At 35.6% G+C, this 14848-nt stretch carries 16 protein-coding genes and 1 pseudogene; 8 read left to right on the forward strand and 9 right to left on the reverse strand.

The features are described 5' to 3' along the window. Positions 1 to 20: 20 nt before the first annotated feature. Positions 21 to 503, forward strand: coding sequence for an ankyrin repeat domain-containing protein (locus tag KQI21_RS02955; protein ID WP_216482543.1), 483 nt, complete (start codon positions 21 to 23; stop codon positions 501 to 503). A 102-nt stretch (positions 504 to 605) separates the two neighbouring features. On the opposite strand, the gene KQI21_RS02960 is transcribed toward KQI21_RS02955, so the two are convergent. Further along, positions 606 to 809, reverse strand: coding sequence for a hypothetical protein (locus KQI21_RS02960; protein ID WP_216482544.1), 204 nt, complete (start codon positions 807 to 809; stop codon positions 606 to 608). 93 nt (positions 810 to 902) lie between these two features. Here KQI21_RS02960 and KQI21_RS02965 point away from each other — a divergent pair, with 93 nt between their 5' ends. The 3 genes from KQI21_RS02965 to KQI21_RS02975 all read left to right on the forward strand — a co-directional run bounded on the left by KQI21_RS02965 (position 903) and on the right by KQI21_RS02975 (position 3219). Next, the gene (locus KQI21_RS02965) at positions 903 to 1115 is read left to right on the forward strand and encodes a polymorphic toxin type 50 domain-containing protein (RefSeq protein WP_253291282.1); all 213 of its coding nucleotides are present in this window, start codon (positions 903 to 905) and stop codon (positions 1113 to 1115) included. Then, entirely contained in the window at positions 1105 to 1437 is a 333-nt protein-coding gene (locus tag KQI21_RS02970) for a YxxD family cognate immunity protein YxxD (protein WP_216482545.1), read from the forward strand. The genes KQI21_RS02965 and KQI21_RS02970 overlap by 11 nt, the downstream gene beginning before the upstream one ends. A gap of 285 nt (positions 1438 to 1722) precedes the next feature. After that, positions 1723 to 3219 (forward strand): recombinase family protein, encoded by a 1497-nt coding sequence (locus KQI21_RS02975; protein WP_216482546.1) that lies wholly within the window; start codon positions 1723 to 1725, stop codon positions 3217 to 3219. A 13-nt stretch (positions 3220 to 3232) separates the two neighbouring features. Here KQI21_RS02975 and KQI21_RS02980 read toward each other — a convergent pair. Then, positions 3233 to 3598, reverse strand: a pseudogene (locus KQI21_RS02980) (sigma-70 family RNA polymerase sigma factor); the annotation flags it as partial. A gap of 649 nt (positions 3599 to 4247) precedes the next feature. On the opposite strand from KQI21_RS02980, the gene murQ reads away from it, so the two are divergent. From murQ to KQI21_RS02995, 3 genes are all read left to right on the forward strand, one after another. Continuing rightward, positions 4248 to 5138: an N-acetylmuramic acid 6-phosphate etherase gene (gene murQ / locus KQI21_RS02985; RefSeq protein ID WP_216482548.1), complete on the forward strand. Its 891-nt coding sequence runs from the start codon at positions 4248 to 4250 to the stop codon at positions 5136 to 5138. A gap of 16 nt (positions 5139 to 5154) precedes the next feature. After that, entirely contained in the window at positions 5155 to 6531 is a 1377-nt protein-coding gene (locus KQI21_RS02990) for a PTS transporter subunit EIIC (RefSeq protein WP_216482549.1), read from the forward strand. Between the two features lie 68 nt (positions 6532 to 6599). Beyond that, complete coding sequence (locus KQI21_RS02995; protein ID WP_216482550.1) at positions 6600 to 7673, forward strand: DUF871 domain-containing protein; 1074 nt, start codon at positions 6600 to 6602, stop codon at positions 7671 to 7673. 410 nt (positions 7674 to 8083) lie between these two features. Here the strand turns inward: KQI21_RS02995 and mnhG are convergent, their stop codons facing one another. The 7 genes from mnhG to KQI21_RS03030 form a co-directional block, all read right to left on the reverse strand. After that, positions 8084 to 8467 carry a monovalent cation/H(+) antiporter subunit G gene (mnhG, locus tag KQI21_RS03000; RefSeq protein WP_077321024.1) on the reverse strand — a complete coding sequence of 128 codons (384 nt, stop codon included), beginning with the start codon at positions 8465 to 8467 and terminating at the stop codon, positions 8084 to 8086. Next, positions 8448 to 8759, reverse strand: coding sequence for a Na(+)/H(+) antiporter subunit F1 (locus tag KQI21_RS03005; protein WP_077321022.1), 312 nt, complete (start codon positions 8757 to 8759; stop codon positions 8448 to 8450). Before KQI21_RS03005 ends, mnhG begins: the two co-directional genes overlap by 20 nt. Then, positions 8756 to 9232 carry a Na+/H+ antiporter subunit E gene (locus tag KQI21_RS03010; RefSeq protein WP_216482551.1) on the reverse strand — a complete coding sequence of 159 codons (477 nt, stop codon included), beginning with the start codon at positions 9230 to 9232 and terminating at the stop codon, positions 8756 to 8758. The genes KQI21_RS03005 and KQI21_RS03010 overlap by 4 nt, the downstream gene beginning before the upstream one ends. A gap of 6 nt (positions 9233 to 9238) precedes the next feature. Further along, entirely contained in the window at positions 9239 to 10720 is a 1482-nt protein-coding gene (locus KQI21_RS03015; RefSeq protein WP_216482552.1) for a Na+/H+ antiporter subunit D, read from the reverse strand. Further along, on the reverse strand, positions 10713 to 11051 hold the full coding sequence (locus KQI21_RS03020) for a Na(+)/H(+) antiporter subunit C (protein ID WP_216482553.1): 339 nt from the start codon (positions 11049 to 11051) through the stop codon (positions 10713 to 10715). The genes KQI21_RS03015 and KQI21_RS03020 overlap by 8 nt, the downstream gene beginning before the upstream one ends. 2 nt (positions 11052 to 11053) lie before the next feature. Next, positions 11054 to 13369 carry a Na+/H+ antiporter subunit A gene (locus KQI21_RS03025; RefSeq protein WP_216482554.1) on the reverse strand — a complete coding sequence of 772 codons (2316 nt, stop codon included), beginning with the start codon at positions 13367 to 13369 and terminating at the stop codon, positions 11054 to 11056. 403 nt (positions 13370 to 13772) lie between these two features. Next, on the reverse strand, positions 13773 to 13919 hold the full coding sequence (locus KQI21_RS03030; protein ID WP_077321013.1) for a sporulation histidine kinase inhibitor Sda: 147 nt from the start codon (positions 13917 to 13919) through the stop codon (positions 13773 to 13775). Between the two features lie 412 nt (positions 13920 to 14331). Here KQI21_RS03030 and KQI21_RS03035 point away from each other — a divergent pair, with 412 nt between their 5' ends. After that, on the forward strand, positions 14332 to 14847 hold the full coding sequence (locus KQI21_RS03035) for a YqeG family HAD IIIA-type phosphatase (protein WP_216482555.1): 516 nt from the start codon (positions 14332 to 14334) through the stop codon (positions 14845 to 14847). Position 14848 lies beyond the last annotated feature (1 nt).

Genomic DNA, 14848 nt, shown 5'->3' on the forward strand with positions numbered 1-14848 from the left:
AAAGATTAGGAGATGGTAGAATGCCAACTGAAAAGGCAGATCTTTTTACTTTAGCAAAGTTTGGAGACTTGAAATCATTTAAAGAAAAATTTGATATTGAGTTAATAAATAGAAAAAGCGATGATGGTTCAGGCTTATTACATTATGCTATATCAGGAAATAATTTTGATATTTCTTCCTTTCTTATTAAAAAAGGTATTGATATAAATATGAAAAATACTGATGGGCAGACTGCGTTACATCTTATATGTGTGAATCAAGATTTAGAAGTTGCAGAAAAGCTATTACAAAGAGGTATAGACGTGAACATAAAAGACAAATATGGAAATAACGCATTGTGGGTTGCTGTGTTTAATTGTAAAGGAAAGAATTATAAAATGGTGGAGTTAGTTATGAATTACAATCCAGATATTTTAAACAAAAATAAAGCTGGAAGGTCTCCTTTGGATTTTGCAAAGCAAGTAGGTAACGAAAGGTTAATAAATATACTTACAAGAAAATAATTTAAAATTAATTAGGTCTACTCATCCGGGTAGGCTTTTCCTGTGGGACGCAGTTACTTTTTTAAAAAGAAAAAAAGCTCTCTATAATACTAGAGAGCTAAGCTATTTAAACAGTTTTTTAATCAGTTTAAAGATATTAAATGTGGTTTTATTATATACCTTATTATATGCTGCTTTTTTAGGATTGCGTAACCATCCATATCCTTTAGGCATTTTTAAACCTGTACGATGGACAACCTGCCTTTTTATGCTTGTCCCAGCAGCTACACGCTTTTTAATGCTAGGCTTACGCATACCGAACTTCAATTTGTTTCACTCCTTTAATGATTCCTCACCTTCCTGTATCAACTGTTTTGATTCTTCTAAATCTTCTATGGGGATAATAAAACATCACAGGAACTGTTCGGTAAGTTTGCGGGGAAGGGAACTTCGATTAACAAAAATAAAGAAAGAGTAGACTTTGGTGAACCAATAGGGAAATACTATGATCGCAATACTGGTGAATACCGTGAGACTACTAAAGCAATGATACATTATGGAAAAGACGGTAGCTCATATAAGTACCATCCAGACCATAAAAACATAAGAAAAGAGGATGCATATGGGGTATGACTTTTTAATAGGAACATTAATAAATTATGAAGATAGTGACATGATACTAGAATGGGAGAGTGGATTGAAAATTCTTGGTGAACCAGATACACTTTTCGAGACAGATAATGGTCTAGAAGATGATGATGAGAATTATACAGAGTATCATGCGGTTGCATTTCAAGTTAATCGTATTTTATCACATCCTTCTACTAATGAAGGTAGTGTATATAATTGGTTAAGACAAGAGAAAAGTTCATTGGTTGAAATCTCTCTCTACGATGATCCGCCAAATGCAGTTTATTTAGCTGACGGACGATGTGTGTGGAAAAGAGATAGCTAAAAATAATAACGTAGTTAACATAAACACCTTGATTGGCCAAGCCTTTCAAGGTGTTTCTTTTTCATAAAAAAGAACAAACGTTTCTGTAACCCTGAACTTTGTACGCCCCTGCATTTATAATTAAATCCATATAAGCATTTGTACAGGCCGTTGCCACATATCTTCTGTTGAAGGGGTGGTGCAGCTTGAAGATTAAAGTCATCAAAGGACCTCATTATGATAAAGTCATCCAGGAATGTTACCGATATTTATTTGAGGCATACAGAAGGGAGAAAATGCGAAACGATGATAGCAGTGTATGTAAGGGTGTCAACGGAAGAACAGTTAAAGGGATACAGCGTCGAAGGACAGATGAATGACTGCATGGAACTTGCAGGAACAAAAAATGTTCTAAAATATGTAGATGATGGTTACACTGGCGAGATACTTAATCGGCCGGAATTAACAAAATTACTGGATGATGTGGAAAAGGGAGTAATAGAGAAAGTTATTTGTTATGATCCAGATCGTCTTTCTCGTAAATTATTGAATCAACTTTTGATTACAGAAAAGCTGGAGAAGCACCAAGTTGGTTTGGAGTTTGTAAAAAGCGATTATAAAAATGATGCAGAAGGACAGCTGTATTTTCAGGTACGCGGTGCTTTTTCCGAGTTTGATAAAGCGAAAATCAAGCATAATACGATGACAGGAAGATACCGAAAAGCTAAAAAAGGCCTCGTTGTAAAAGATGCTGGTATGTATGGTTATGATTATGATAAAGAAAAAGAAACCTACTGCATTAATCAACAAGAAGCGAAAGTAGTGCAAATGATATTTGATTACTTTACGGATCCAAATACAGTGTTCAAAGGCATAAATGGCATTGCTTTACATTTAACGGAGCTTGGTATACCTACAAAAAAAGGCGGTAAAGTATGGCATCGACAAGTTGTAAGACAGATCCTAATGAACGAATCGTATACGGGTGTTTATTATCAAAATAGATATGATACGGTAGGAGATTATGTAAAAAGGCAGGCAGGGGAGAAATTTAAATCTGGAAGAACCCGACCAAAAGAGGAGTGGGTGAAGACAGAGATACCGCAAATTATAAGTAAAGAGAAGTATGAATACGCTCAAGTTTTGTTGAAACAGGCTAGGAGAAGGTATGCAGGATATAATAGACACCATTATTTACTTTCTGGATTGGTTCGGTGTGGACGTTGTGGGCAGACAATGACCGGTAAAAAAAGAAAATCACATGGAAAGGACTTCTATGTTTATGAATGTAGAAAAAACTATGCTGGTGCAAAGAATAAAGGCTGCGGGCGAATGATGAGTGAGAACAAGTTAAATAATTTTGTTTGGTCTCAAGTGGTAGACATCCTTAATAATCCCACTAAAATCAAACAACATACCCACATACAAAAAAAGAGCTACATTTTTGAGGAGATTGGCCATATCAAGGAGCAGATTCAGAAAAAGAAAAATGGAAGGAAACGATTATTAAATTTAGTCAGTATTAGTGAAGATGATGAGATGGATATAGAAGAAATAAAGGATAAAATGAAAGAGTTGCGAGAACAGGAAAACACATTGCAATTAAAATTGGATGAACTGCAGAAAGAAGTAGCAGATGATGAATCCAAGAAGGCCACTTTTGCTTTGGAAGAAGCAGTGAAGTATTACATGCAAGTGAAAGGATCAAATTTAGATACGAAAGAAAAACAGAGGGTATTGCGGATGATTGTTCAAGAAGTGGAAGTCATTGATTCGGAAAATATCCATATTCATACATTTTAAGGGCTTGTTATGCTTTGACTTGCCCTATTGTAATTAATATTTCATTCTCTATACATCGAGCTGCATAAGTAGCAAGCTTCGTACCTTTATCAGAGGAATAGCTTTCGACACCCTTGATCAGTCCAATTGTACCAATTGAAATAAGATCTTCGGCATCCTCTCCTGTGTTTTCAAATTTCTTCACAATATGTGCTACAAGTCGGAGATTATGTTCAATTAATTTGTTTCGCGCTGTTTCGTCTCCATCTTGCATTTGCTTAATATACTTTTTTTCTTCTTCAGGTGGTAAAGGTTGGGGAAAAGCATGGTTTTTGACATAGGATACGAAAAACATCGCTTCTTTAATAAAGAGTGCGAGGGCACTTAGAATGCCGGACAAATATATCCTCCTCCTCATGTATCAGTCTGGGCAAATGCCTACATTTATACTTATGTATGATCTGAATAGAACGTGTCTGTCCGGCTGATAATCTACTTCATATTAGTTTTTTCTGTGTCGTTAGATAAGCAAATGATTGTTAGGATAAAATAAATTTTTAATGCATATAGTTTAGAGGGGAATTATTAGCATTTACTTGATTTCTTATCCATATAAATCAGTTCAAACATTATCAGGAGACATTGTTTTTATCTCCATAGACTAAGCAATATTTGGAAAATTGTTTCTGAATCAGAAATAATTAGTCCTTCAGTCGATAAAATTTGGCTTTAAAAATATAGTGAGATAAAAAGCATATTTTACAAGTGGTTATATATTTTTTAGAATTTATAATTGATTTGTAATTATTTGTAAAACATTCTAAAAAATAAGCTTTATTTTCAGAAATAAACGGGTTTAGCAGATTCCTTGTTGGCCTTAGAATATATGACTGCAAACAATAACCATTATGATCCCTCAATATTACAGCTCTATTGTTAAAAATATTTGATAAGGTAATGAAATGTTATTTCATTTAATTTTAAAATAAATTGACATAACGTTTTGAAAACATGTACACTAGAGATAGTTAGATGAGGGAGTGGGTACGATGTTTAATAAGTTAAGCACTGAAACAAGGAACCAATATACTAAAAACCTAGATGAAAAGTCTGTAATGGATATTATTACCATGATGAATGAAGAGGATAAGAGCGTACCAAAAATAATTGAAACACAACTTTCCTCGATTGAAAAAGCCATTCATTTAGTAATTCAATCATTCAATCAGGAAGGAAGGCTTATATATATAGGGGCTGGAACAAGCGGTAGACTTGGTGTATTAGATGCTGTAGAATGTGTGCCAACCTTTGGGGCAGAACCCGAGATGGTACAAGGGCTTATAGCTGGTGGTGAGGCAACTTTTACAAAAGCTGCTGAAGGTGCAGAGGACGACTCGCATCTGGGAAAAAAGGATTTACAGACCATCGGGCTTACCAAGAAGGATACTGTTGTTGGGATAGCAGCTAGTGGGAGAACGCCTTACGTTATAGGGGCTTTATCATATGCAAGAGAACTGAAAGCTAATACTGTGAGCATAGCCTGTAATAAGGAGGCGAAGATGAGCGAATATACAGACATTGCGATTGAATTAGAGACAGGCCCAGAAGTCCTAACCGGTTCTACACGTTTAAAAGCTGGATCTGCACAAAAGATGGTATTGAATATGATTTCAACAGCTTCCATGATACGCATTGGTAAAGTATATCAAAATTTAATGGTTGACCTTAAGCCTACGAATCACAAATTGGTGGAAAGGTCAAAACGAATTATCATGGACGCTACAGAAGTAGATTATGAGACAGCCAGTGATTATCTTGAAAAGGCAAAGCATAACGTAAAAGTAGCCATTGTGATGATCTTACTCCAATGTTCCTATGAGGAGGCAAGAGAAAAGGTTCTCCAAACAAATGGTTTTGTGCGAAAAGCATTATTAAATTAAAGGGGAGGAGTTCGTTATGAGGAAAGAGGAGAGAATGGCACAAGAAATTTTAAGCCAAATAGGTGGGGATAATGTACAGCGCATTGCCTACTGTATGACAAGATTAAGACTTTCTTTGAAAGATGAGACGAAAGTGGATCATGATGCATTAAAGCAGGTAGATGGAGTAATGGGTGTAGTTATTGATGAGACGTTACAAATTGTCATAGGTCCGGGAATGGTAAATCGAGTTGCAGAACAATTAAGTCAGATTACCGGACTGGGCATTGGCGAAGAAAGAGGTCCAGATGTAGATAATTTGACATTTGAGGAAAAAGCAGCACTGCAAAAACAGCAAATAAAGCAAAAAAACAGAACACCATTTAAAAACTTTTTGCGCCGACTTGGCAATATTTTCATTCCGTTAATTCCAGGTTTGGTTGCCTCTGGTATTATTAATGGAGGCGCTAACTTCGCAAAAAACGCAGGTGCTGACCCAGAAACAACCTTGATGCAAATTTTACTTCTTCTTGGAAGCGGTATCTTTACGTATTTGGCAGTACTTGTCGGGTGGAATACTGCAAAAGAATTTGGTGGAACTCCTGTATTAGGTGCGATTGCGGGCATGTTCTTATTTAATCCATTGCTTGCCGATATTACGATCTACGGTGAAGCACTAGTTCCAGGACGTGGTGGACTATTTGGAGTCATTTTTGCAGCTTGGTTAATGAGCTTTTTGGAAAAACGAGTTAGAAAAATTATTCCAGCAGCAGTGGATATTATTTTCACTCCATTGATTACCGTTTTAATTGTAGGTTTTGCGTCTTTATATGCAATAATGCCAGTAGCTGGACTTCTATCGGATGGAATTACAGATGGGTTAACTACATTAATTAATATGGGTGGATTTATTGCTGGTGCAGTATTAGCTGGTTTCTTTCTTCCCCTGGTAATGGTAGGACTGCATCACGGATTAACACCGATTCATTTAGAACTTATAAATACGTATAATAATACAGCTTTGCTTCCAATTCTAGCAATGGCAGGAGCGGGTCAGGTCGGTGCAGCGATTGCCATTTATATGAAAACAAAAAATAATCGATTACGGAATATTATCAAAGGTGGTCTGCCGGTTGGATTTCTTGGAATAGGAGAACCTCTATTATATGGGGTTACCTTGCCTTTAGGTCGTCCGTTTGTTACAGCGTGTTTAGGTGCAGCAATTGGCGGAGGATTTCAAGCGGTGATTCAAACTGCTGCTACAGGGATTGGTGTTTCCGGTTTATCACTTATCCCATTAATTGATGACGGCAAATTTATTCAATACTTTTTAGGACTTGTTATCGCTTATGCTGGCGGTTTCATCTTCACTTATTTATTTGGGTTTAAGGAAGAAATGGCGAGAGATATATAGATAATTGCAGGTATATCGAGGGAGGAACTCCTCTCTCGATTATTTAACAGACAAGGAGAATGGTATCAATGCTAGGAATTTCTGTTTATTTGGGTAATCAACAAATGAAGGAACAAGAAGCTTATATAAGAAAAATGAAACAATACGCGTTTGATTCGATTTTTACTTCTCTGCATATACCAGAAGATGATCCGGCCATGTATAAGGATCAACTGAAAGCATTAGGTTCTCTAGCTAACGAGTTAAATATGGAATTGATGGCTGATATTTCTCCAACTTCTCTTCAGACATTAGGGTTTAATTGGGAAAATGCATCGGAATTAGTAAAGTGGGGCGTCACCGGTTTACGAGTGGATTATGGGGTAGATGAAAAAACCATTGCTCATTTATCCAAACAGATGAAAGTGGCACTTAATGCTAGCACACTAACATCTTCCACTTTAAAACAATTAAAACAAAACGGACTAGTAACAACATCAACGGAGGCTTGGCATAATTTTTATCCACGACCGGAAACCGGACTAGATTGGGAGGATTTTTTAGAGAAAAATAACTGGCTAAAAAATGAAGGAATTTCCATCATGGCTTTTATCCCGGGTGATCAAAATTTGAGAGGACCACTTTATGAAAAGCTTCCTACTTTGGAAGTGCATCGTTTCGTGTCACCGTTTGCTGCCTATCTTGATTTAAAAAATAAAGGAAAGATTGAAAAAATATTAATTGGCGATAACGGAATTAGTGAGTCTACACTCGAACAGTTCACTGCTTATCAAAAGAAAGAAGAAATAATCCTTCGGGCAGTACCAGCTCCATCTGTTACAGAACAGGAAATTAAAGTAGCTTCAGGACGGCATACAAATCGAGTTGATCGAGCACGTGACTGTATACGATCGGTTGAATCTAGGCATTATGCTTCGATAGGAAAGGATAAAATTTCCCCTTCGCATTGTATAGAACGTTTAGTTGGATCGATTACTGTTGATAATGAACGTTATAAACGTTACCAAGGAGAAGTGCAAATAACGTTACGAGATTTACCAAGTGATAATCGAGTGAATGTGTTGGGAAGAGTAGTACCAGAGGATGTATTATTATTACGCTGGATCAAAGGCAATCAAACATTTCGAATTAAATGGATATAATTTACTTATCATAGAAAATAAAAACCATCTATCGTAAAAATTTCAATCCACTCGATAGATGGTTTCTTTTTACGACTTTGATTGGATGTCGCAAATATTTGAATTCGAATAAAAGGAATCTTTACAGTTATCGTTGTCTTTTAGCTAAACGATAACTATTCTGCTCACTCGATTTACATAGCTTTGACGTACCATTTTAACCAAAAACTATACGTATTGCTCTTGAAGGCTGATGTAGCTAAAAAAGTCCAATAATAATTCACTTAGATAGGTGGACGATTGTTATGCAGAGATTAACAAATTAATCGATTATTTTCTAAAAATTAAAAGATGACTTCTACTGGAATGAGCAGAACCATCTTTAATTTCTCGATAAAAAGCTTACGTATGTTTTGTTAAATTGTATCCTTTTATCCTTGATTTTCTTCTTCTCTAAGCTGATCGACAGCTTCCTGATATTCGTCTTTACGTTTTTTAAGGTATGGCTTCACTCCGGCTGTATGGGCAGCACGACCAAGCATGTGCCCCCCAACTGGTGCTGTCAGCATAATAAACAGGATCGCCAAAAGCAGCTTACCACTAACAATAGCGTGTTCTACATAAAGGAAGATAAAGGCACCGATTAGTATAAAGGAGATGCCTAATGTAGAGGCTTTAGTAGCAGCATGCAGCTTTGTATATACATCAGGAAAACGGACAACTCCAATGGAAGCAGATAGTATGAAAAAAGTACCTGCAAGAATACATAGGGCGATCAGCACATTTAAAATGATGTTAATCCAAGTCTCTATCAATGATAACACCCTTTTCTAAATATTTTGCGATTGCAAGCGTTGAAAGGAATGAAAGGATACCGATGAGCAGAATGACATCATTTAAATTTGGTGTAACCAGATAAATTGACATGATACCTGCAACAGCCATTAAGTTTATGCCCATTGAATCTAACGCAACAGCCCGATCAGGCTGAGTAGGACCTGTAATAACTCGATATAACAAACATGCTAGTGAAATAGATATTCCGATAAACGAAATAATTACAGCAATATTTATTAAGTTTTCTGAAGCAGTTAATATGTTTGTCATTGTGTCACCTCCATAATCGCTTTTTCAAATGTATTTTTTATGGAGCGAATGGATTCATTGCTGTCATTAATATTCATGGCGTGAACAAAAAGTTTCGTATTATCACGGGAAACGGCAACTGATAGGGTACCTGGTGTCAGAGTAATTAAGTTAGCAAGTAACGTTATTTCCCAATTGCTTTTAAGCTCTGTCGGCAGTGCAAAGATACCTGGCTCGATATCTGGTTTTGGTGTATAAACAAGCTTCACGATTTCAATATTTGATGAGACCAGCTCTTTAATAAATAACAAAATTAAATTAATAATCTTTATCACTCGTTTTAAATAGAAGGTGTCAGGAATAAATCGTCGCAATATAAGGAGAAGCACAATTCCTAATATATACCCTGAAATAAAGCTTGGAACAGAATAGGATTCTTTTAAAAACATCCACATGAATGCAATAATTAAGTTGATAACGATCTGAAAAGCCATTGGTCACTACTCCTTTAAAACAGAATCAATGTATATTTCCGGATCAAGTAGATACGTAGCAATCGACTCGATGTGCGGATAGAATAATTCTGCTCCAACACCTAATAGTACAGATAATGCTAGTAGGGAAACAATAGGTGTTAATAAGCCGTTAATAGGTTTCTTTTCTATATGTGTCATCGCTTCTTTATCGCCCCAAAAGCCGTTAATAAAGATTTTTACAATGGAATATAGGATAAGAAGACTTGTAAGTAAACCAATAATAACAATGGCAATTTCGCCTTCTTCAAATGCACCTTTTAGTAATAACAGCTTTCCAATAAAACCACTGAATGGAGGTAAGCCTGCTAATACAGCCCCGGATAGGAATAATAACCAGCCCAATGATGGATAATAATGAATAAGCCCACCCATTTTTCGTAGATCGGAGGTTCCGGCGACAGAAGCGATTACTCCGACTAATAAAAAGAGCGCAGTTTTAATAATCATATCATGAATTAAGTAATAGATAGATCCGCTTATTCCATCTGGATTTAAAACACCAATACCTAAAATGATAAACCCGATTGCCGGAATAATATTATAAGCAATAATTAGTTTTATATTCGAAGTAGATAATGCACCAATTACGCCAAAGATCATCGATAAGCCAGCGATCCAAATAAACATGTCATGTGTTAAATCTGTTTTATGGATAAAGATAAGTGAAAATGTGCGTAAAATCGAGTAAATTCCTACTTTTGTCAGTAATGCGCCAAATAGGGCGGATATGACCGGATTTGGGACAATATATGATTTTGGCAACCAGTAATATAATGGAAACAAAGCTGCTTTCGTAGCGAAAACGAAAAACAATAGAATCCCGATAGTAGTAATGATTCCCTGCTGTTCAACTTCTTGAACTCTCTCTGCAATTTGTGCCATATTTACGGTACCAACAACTGCATATAGAAATGCAACAGCGGTAACAAAAAGCATAGAAGAGAATAAATTAATTAACAAATATTTTAGAGATTCTCTTAATTGTACCTTTCCACCACCAAGTACGATTAAGCCATAAGAAGCCATTAACAGCACTTCAAAAAATACAAATAAGTTGAATAAGTCTCCAGTAATAAATGCTCCGGATACACCTGTGATAAGGAAGAAGAAAAAGGGGTAGAAATAATAAATTTCCCTTTTTTCTAATCCTGCATACGGTGCATAGAAAGCACATGCTGTTGCAATAACATTTGTTGTCAACACTAATATCGCTGCTAATCCATCCATTACTAAAATAATTCCGTAAGGTGCGATCCAGTCCCCGGTATTCAAAATGATCGTACCGTTTTCCAGCACATACCAAGTGATATAACCGGCAGTTCCTAAACTTATTAATGAAAACAGCTTCGTTAATACCCTAGATAACTTCACCTTGCGATGAAAGAAAATTAGAATGATAGCTGATATTAATGGAATAATGATTGGTAATACTGCTAAATTACTCATTTTCGTTACCCCTTAACTCTTCCATAATGTCTGTATTATTTTCTTGAGAAGCCCGATAGGCTAACACCAAAAGGAGACTTGTAACACCAAAGCTGATTACAATGGATGTTAAAATCAGTGCCTGTGGCAACGGGTCCGTATAATTGGAAATACCTTCTCTTAGTATTGGAGGTTGTCCAGCTTTTAACCGTCCCATCGTTAAAATAAGAATATGCGCACCATGAGAGATAAGAGCTGTACCAATGATAATCCGTATTAATTGCTTTTGTAATAAGTTATAGATCGCAGTTGCAAACAAAACTCCTGCTAATATGGATGTGATAATTTCCATAATTATTCAGCCTCCTTATTCTTTTTCATTTTAATGAGGCCAACTACTGCTAAAGCGGCGATACCCAGTACAGAAATTTCGAATAATGTATCTAAGCCACGAAAATCAACTAAAATAACATTCACGATATTATCTCCGCCACCTAGCTTGTAGGAATTCTCTACAAAGTAATCGGCAATGGAATCAAACCATCTGCTGCTGTTTGCCGAAATAGCTACAATGGTAATTAATGCACCAAAGGCAATGGAGATAATTGCATTTATTGTTTTTGTTTTAATGGAGTCGGTTGACTTACGCATTTTTGGTAAATGATAAAAACAAAGCAAGAACAAGGCAACCGTAACTGTTTCAATAACTAACTGGGTTAATGCAATATCTGGTGCTCGGTAAATAACAAACAGTATAGCTACACCAAAACCGACTACCCCAAGTACTAAAATAGCAGCAACATTATGATTCATATAAATGGTAGCAATAGCAGCAATAATCATAACGGCTACCACTGCAATTTCAATAAAAGATGGTTCAGCTAATTGGTCTGTACTAAAAGCAAATCCATCCGTTAAAAACATGTATACAACGGAAACGATAAGGACAGTGCTTAGTATTAAGGACATGTATGTCTTTAATGAACCTGTCATATAAAAGTTAGTAATACGATTAGAAAGCGTGTCCAGCTTGCTAATAATCCCATTATATATATGATTAAAACTAGCTTTACCAGGTAGAAAGTTGTACACAGCTTGCCATTTCTTTCTGGTTATAAACAATACCGTACCAATGCCTACAACGGCTAGTGACATGAAAAATGGTGATATAAAACCATGCCAAAAAGAAATTTTTTTGTATTCGACGGCGTTGTTGACTGCAGTTGCAGCGTGTTGTAAAAATGGAGCATTTACCATATTTGGGAACAGACCAATCAGAATAACACCTGCTACTAAAAGAATCGGCGCGATAAGCATGCCAATCGGTGCTTCATGCGGTTTTTTCGGTAATTGATCCAATTGTTTTTTGCCAGTAAATGTTCCAAAAAAGAAATACATGGAATACACAAATGTAAAAATACTACCGATAACTGCTAAATAAGGAATAACTTGACTCCAACCACCTGATCCTAAACCAAGTGTGGCGTCAAAGAACATTTCCTTGCTATAAAAACCATTTAAAAACGGCAACGGTACTCCAGCCATCGAGAATGTACCAAAGATTGCCAAAGTAGCTGTGATTGGCATGAGTGTTGCTAAACCGCCAAGCTTGCGAATATCTCTTGTACCCGTTTCATGATCGACAATACCTGCCACCATAAACAGACTACCTTTAAATGTTGCATGGTTTAAAATATGAAAAACAGCTGCAAATATAGCGATCGGAGTTCCAAATCCAAGCATTGCCATAATCATCCCAAGCTGACTAATGGTAGAAAACGCTAGAATTGCTTTTAGATCGGTTTGTCTCACGGACATATAAGAGCCCCAACATAATGTAATAATTCCAATAACACTTACAACAATAAAGAACCATTCATATGTTGCAAATATCGGAGAAAAACGAGCAACTAAAAATAAACCAGCTTTTACCATTGTGGCTGAGTGTAAATAGGCACTGACTGGAGTGGGTGCTTCCATAGCATCAGGTAGCCAAATATGGAAAGGAAATTGAGCAGATTTTGTAAATGCCCCTAATAAAATAAAGCCTAAAATCAATGGCAAGTAATTACTGCTTAAAATCATATCTGCTTGCTGAATCATCTCCTGTATGCTCGTTGTCCCAGTAACTACATACAACAAAATGAATCCGCCCAACATGTTTAGCCCGCCAAAGACAGTAATTAGCATTGATTTTAATGCACCATAACGTGAGCGTTCCTTGAAGTGCCAGTAACCAATAAGTAAAAATGATGATATCGATGTTAATTCCCAGAATGTATAAAGCACAAAAATGTTGTCAGATAGTACGACACCGAGCATTGCACTCATAAACATGAGTAAATAAACATAAAAATTACCTAGCTGTTCGGACTTGTCTAGGTAGTAGATGGAATAAAATACAACTAATGCACCTATCCCACTAATTAACAAGACAAACAACAGACTTAAACCGTCTAAGTACAAATCAAAATTAATTCCTAGCGATGGAATCCAACTATATTGCTCCATAACCGGTGAAAAATCAGTGCCGATAAAGGAAGCAAAGTAAATAAAAATAAAGAATGGCACAAAGAAAATAAAGATTCCTGTATGTATTTTTGTTTTTAATTTACTTAATGCAGGTATAAAACATGCAATAAGAAGTGGAATGAGTATTGCATATAACATGGATTGGAATTCCTCCTTTATAGACTGAAACGGCTTTTAAAATAATTTCTAGGAACACAAGTAACCGGCTTTCAATTGGTTCTCGGCTTACATGCGTGGGCTTGACCCATAACACAGGATAAATAATCATATTTTGTTATTTTTATACGTAATTACTTATTCCATGCATTAATTAGAGAATGGTAAAATGTAGTGTTAAATCCATAAAAGGATTGGTCGGATCAAACTTTTGTCTTGGAGTAGAAATATAAGAAATGGATGGACTACTACCTTTGTGTGTATGAAGCCTTATACAAAAACATTTTAACACATTAAATTATCAATAAAAATAAAAAACCCTTAGAAATCATAAATTCGTAAAGGGTTTTTTAGTCTCTTCATATTTAATATAGTGATAGAAATTTTAACCTGATTTTATGTTTTTTATTTTATCCGATAGCTGTCTTCTATGAATTTCTTCTTCAATTAAAGAGAGAAAATCAGGGCTTAGATTTAATTCATTTGCTGTAATGTATGATTCGAGCAATAGTTCGTCCGACAAATGTTCCATAAATACAGCCCTCCTAAAAGTAAAAATCTTCTGTAATAAGTTATTAATAATTTACCATGAACCTAAATCTAGGACAAGGTTGAAGTTATCTACAGTCGGCTGTAGATAACCTGTGTACAAATTTGGTAAAAATGCTAGAAACGCACATAAATCAACTCGAAAAATGTTAATAAAGTTATCCACAGTGCAAAAAAAGGGGGGATTTGTCGAACGATTTATTCAAATAACTTGCATATTATACGACGTTCATTAAAACTAAAAGCAACGATATAACGTGTTATGAATAAAATTCAAGGCAAACAGCTTATTAAAAATTAAAAAGGGCTTCCCTTTATTTTTCTAGAAAGTTGAAAAGGATAAGGTTATAATTGTATTCTTGTAGTAAGTAGAAAGATGATAATGAGGTGTAACTGTGCTGAAGAAGTTTTTGCCAAATGAGCATGTAAAAAGTATATTTGAAATCCATCCGAGTGCTTTAAAAGAGAAGGGAATTAAAGGTATTATTACCGATTTGGATAATACATTAGTCGCTTGGGATGTTAAGGATGCAACTTCAGAAGTAATTCAATGGTTTCAATTAATGGAGGAACACGACATTAAAGTTACAATTATATCGAATAATAACAGAGAAAGAGTTAGGGTCTTTTCGGAACCGTTAGATACGCCATTTGTATTTAGTGCTCGCAAACCTTTAACGAAGGCGTTTAAAACGACCGCTAAAAAAATGGGATTAAAAAAAGAGGAAATTGTTGTCATTGGCGATCAAATTTTAACGGATATATTTGGTGGAAACATCGCGGGATTTTATACTATATTAGTTGTTCCCATCATTCAAACAGATGGGCGATTAACGAGAATTAATCGGAAAATTGAACGTCGAATCCTTGCATATATGCGTAAAAAAGGAAAGATTAGCTGGGAGGAATAAA

This window comes from Virgibacillus proomii (assembly GCF_018916875.1).
Taxonomy (GTDB): domain Bacteria; phylum Bacillota; class Bacilli; order Bacillales; family Amphibacillaceae; genus Virgibacillus; species Virgibacillus proomii_B.

What these genes read in the sequence shown, in the direction of transcription:
- murQ (WP_216482548.1), top strand. Translation starts at nt 4,248, where the DNA reads ATGTTTAATAAGTTAAGCACTGAAACAAGGAACCAATATACTAAAAAC.
- KQI21_RS03015 (WP_216482552.1), bottom strand. Translation starts at nt 10,720, where the DNA reads ATGAGTAATTTAGCAGTATTACCAATCATTATTCCATTAATATCAGCT.
- KQI21_RS02955 (WP_216482543.1), top strand. Translation starts at nt 21, where the DNA reads ATGCCAACTGAAAAGGCAGATCTTTTTACTTTAGCAAAGTTTGGAGAC.
- KQI21_RS03030 (WP_077321013.1), bottom strand. Translation starts at nt 13,919, where the DNA reads ATGGAACATTTGTCGGACGAACTATTGCTCGAATCATACATTACAGCA.
- KQI21_RS03020 (WP_216482553.1), bottom strand. Translation starts at nt 11,051, where the DNA reads ATGGAAATTATCACATCCATATTAGCAGGAGTTTTGTTTGCAACTGCG.
- KQI21_RS03010 (WP_216482551.1), bottom strand. Translation starts at nt 9,232, where the DNA reads ATGGCTTTTCAGATCGTTATCAACTTAATTATTGCATTCATGTGGATG.
- KQI21_RS02995 (WP_216482550.1), top strand. Translation starts at nt 6,600, where the DNA reads ATGCTAGGAATTTCTGTTTATTTGGGTAATCAACAAATGAAGGAACAA.
- KQI21_RS02975 (WP_216482546.1), top strand. Translation starts at nt 1,723, where the DNA reads ATGATAGCAGTGTATGTAAGGGTGTCAACGGAAGAACAGTTAAAGGGA.
- KQI21_RS02990 (WP_216482549.1), top strand. Translation starts at nt 5,155, where the DNA reads ATGAGGAAAGAGGAGAGAATGGCACAAGAAATTTTAAGCCAAATAGGT.
- KQI21_RS03005 (WP_077321022.1), bottom strand. Translation starts at nt 8,759, where the DNA reads ATGACAAACATATTAACTGCTTCAGAAAACTTAATAAATATTGCTGTA.
- KQI21_RS02970 (WP_216482545.1), top strand. Translation starts at nt 1,105, where the DNA reads ATGGGGTATGACTTTTTAATAGGAACATTAATAAATTATGAAGATAGT.
- KQI21_RS03025 (WP_216482554.1), bottom strand. Translation starts at nt 13,369, where the DNA reads ATGTTATATGCAATACTCATTCCACTTCTTATTGCATGTTTTATACCT.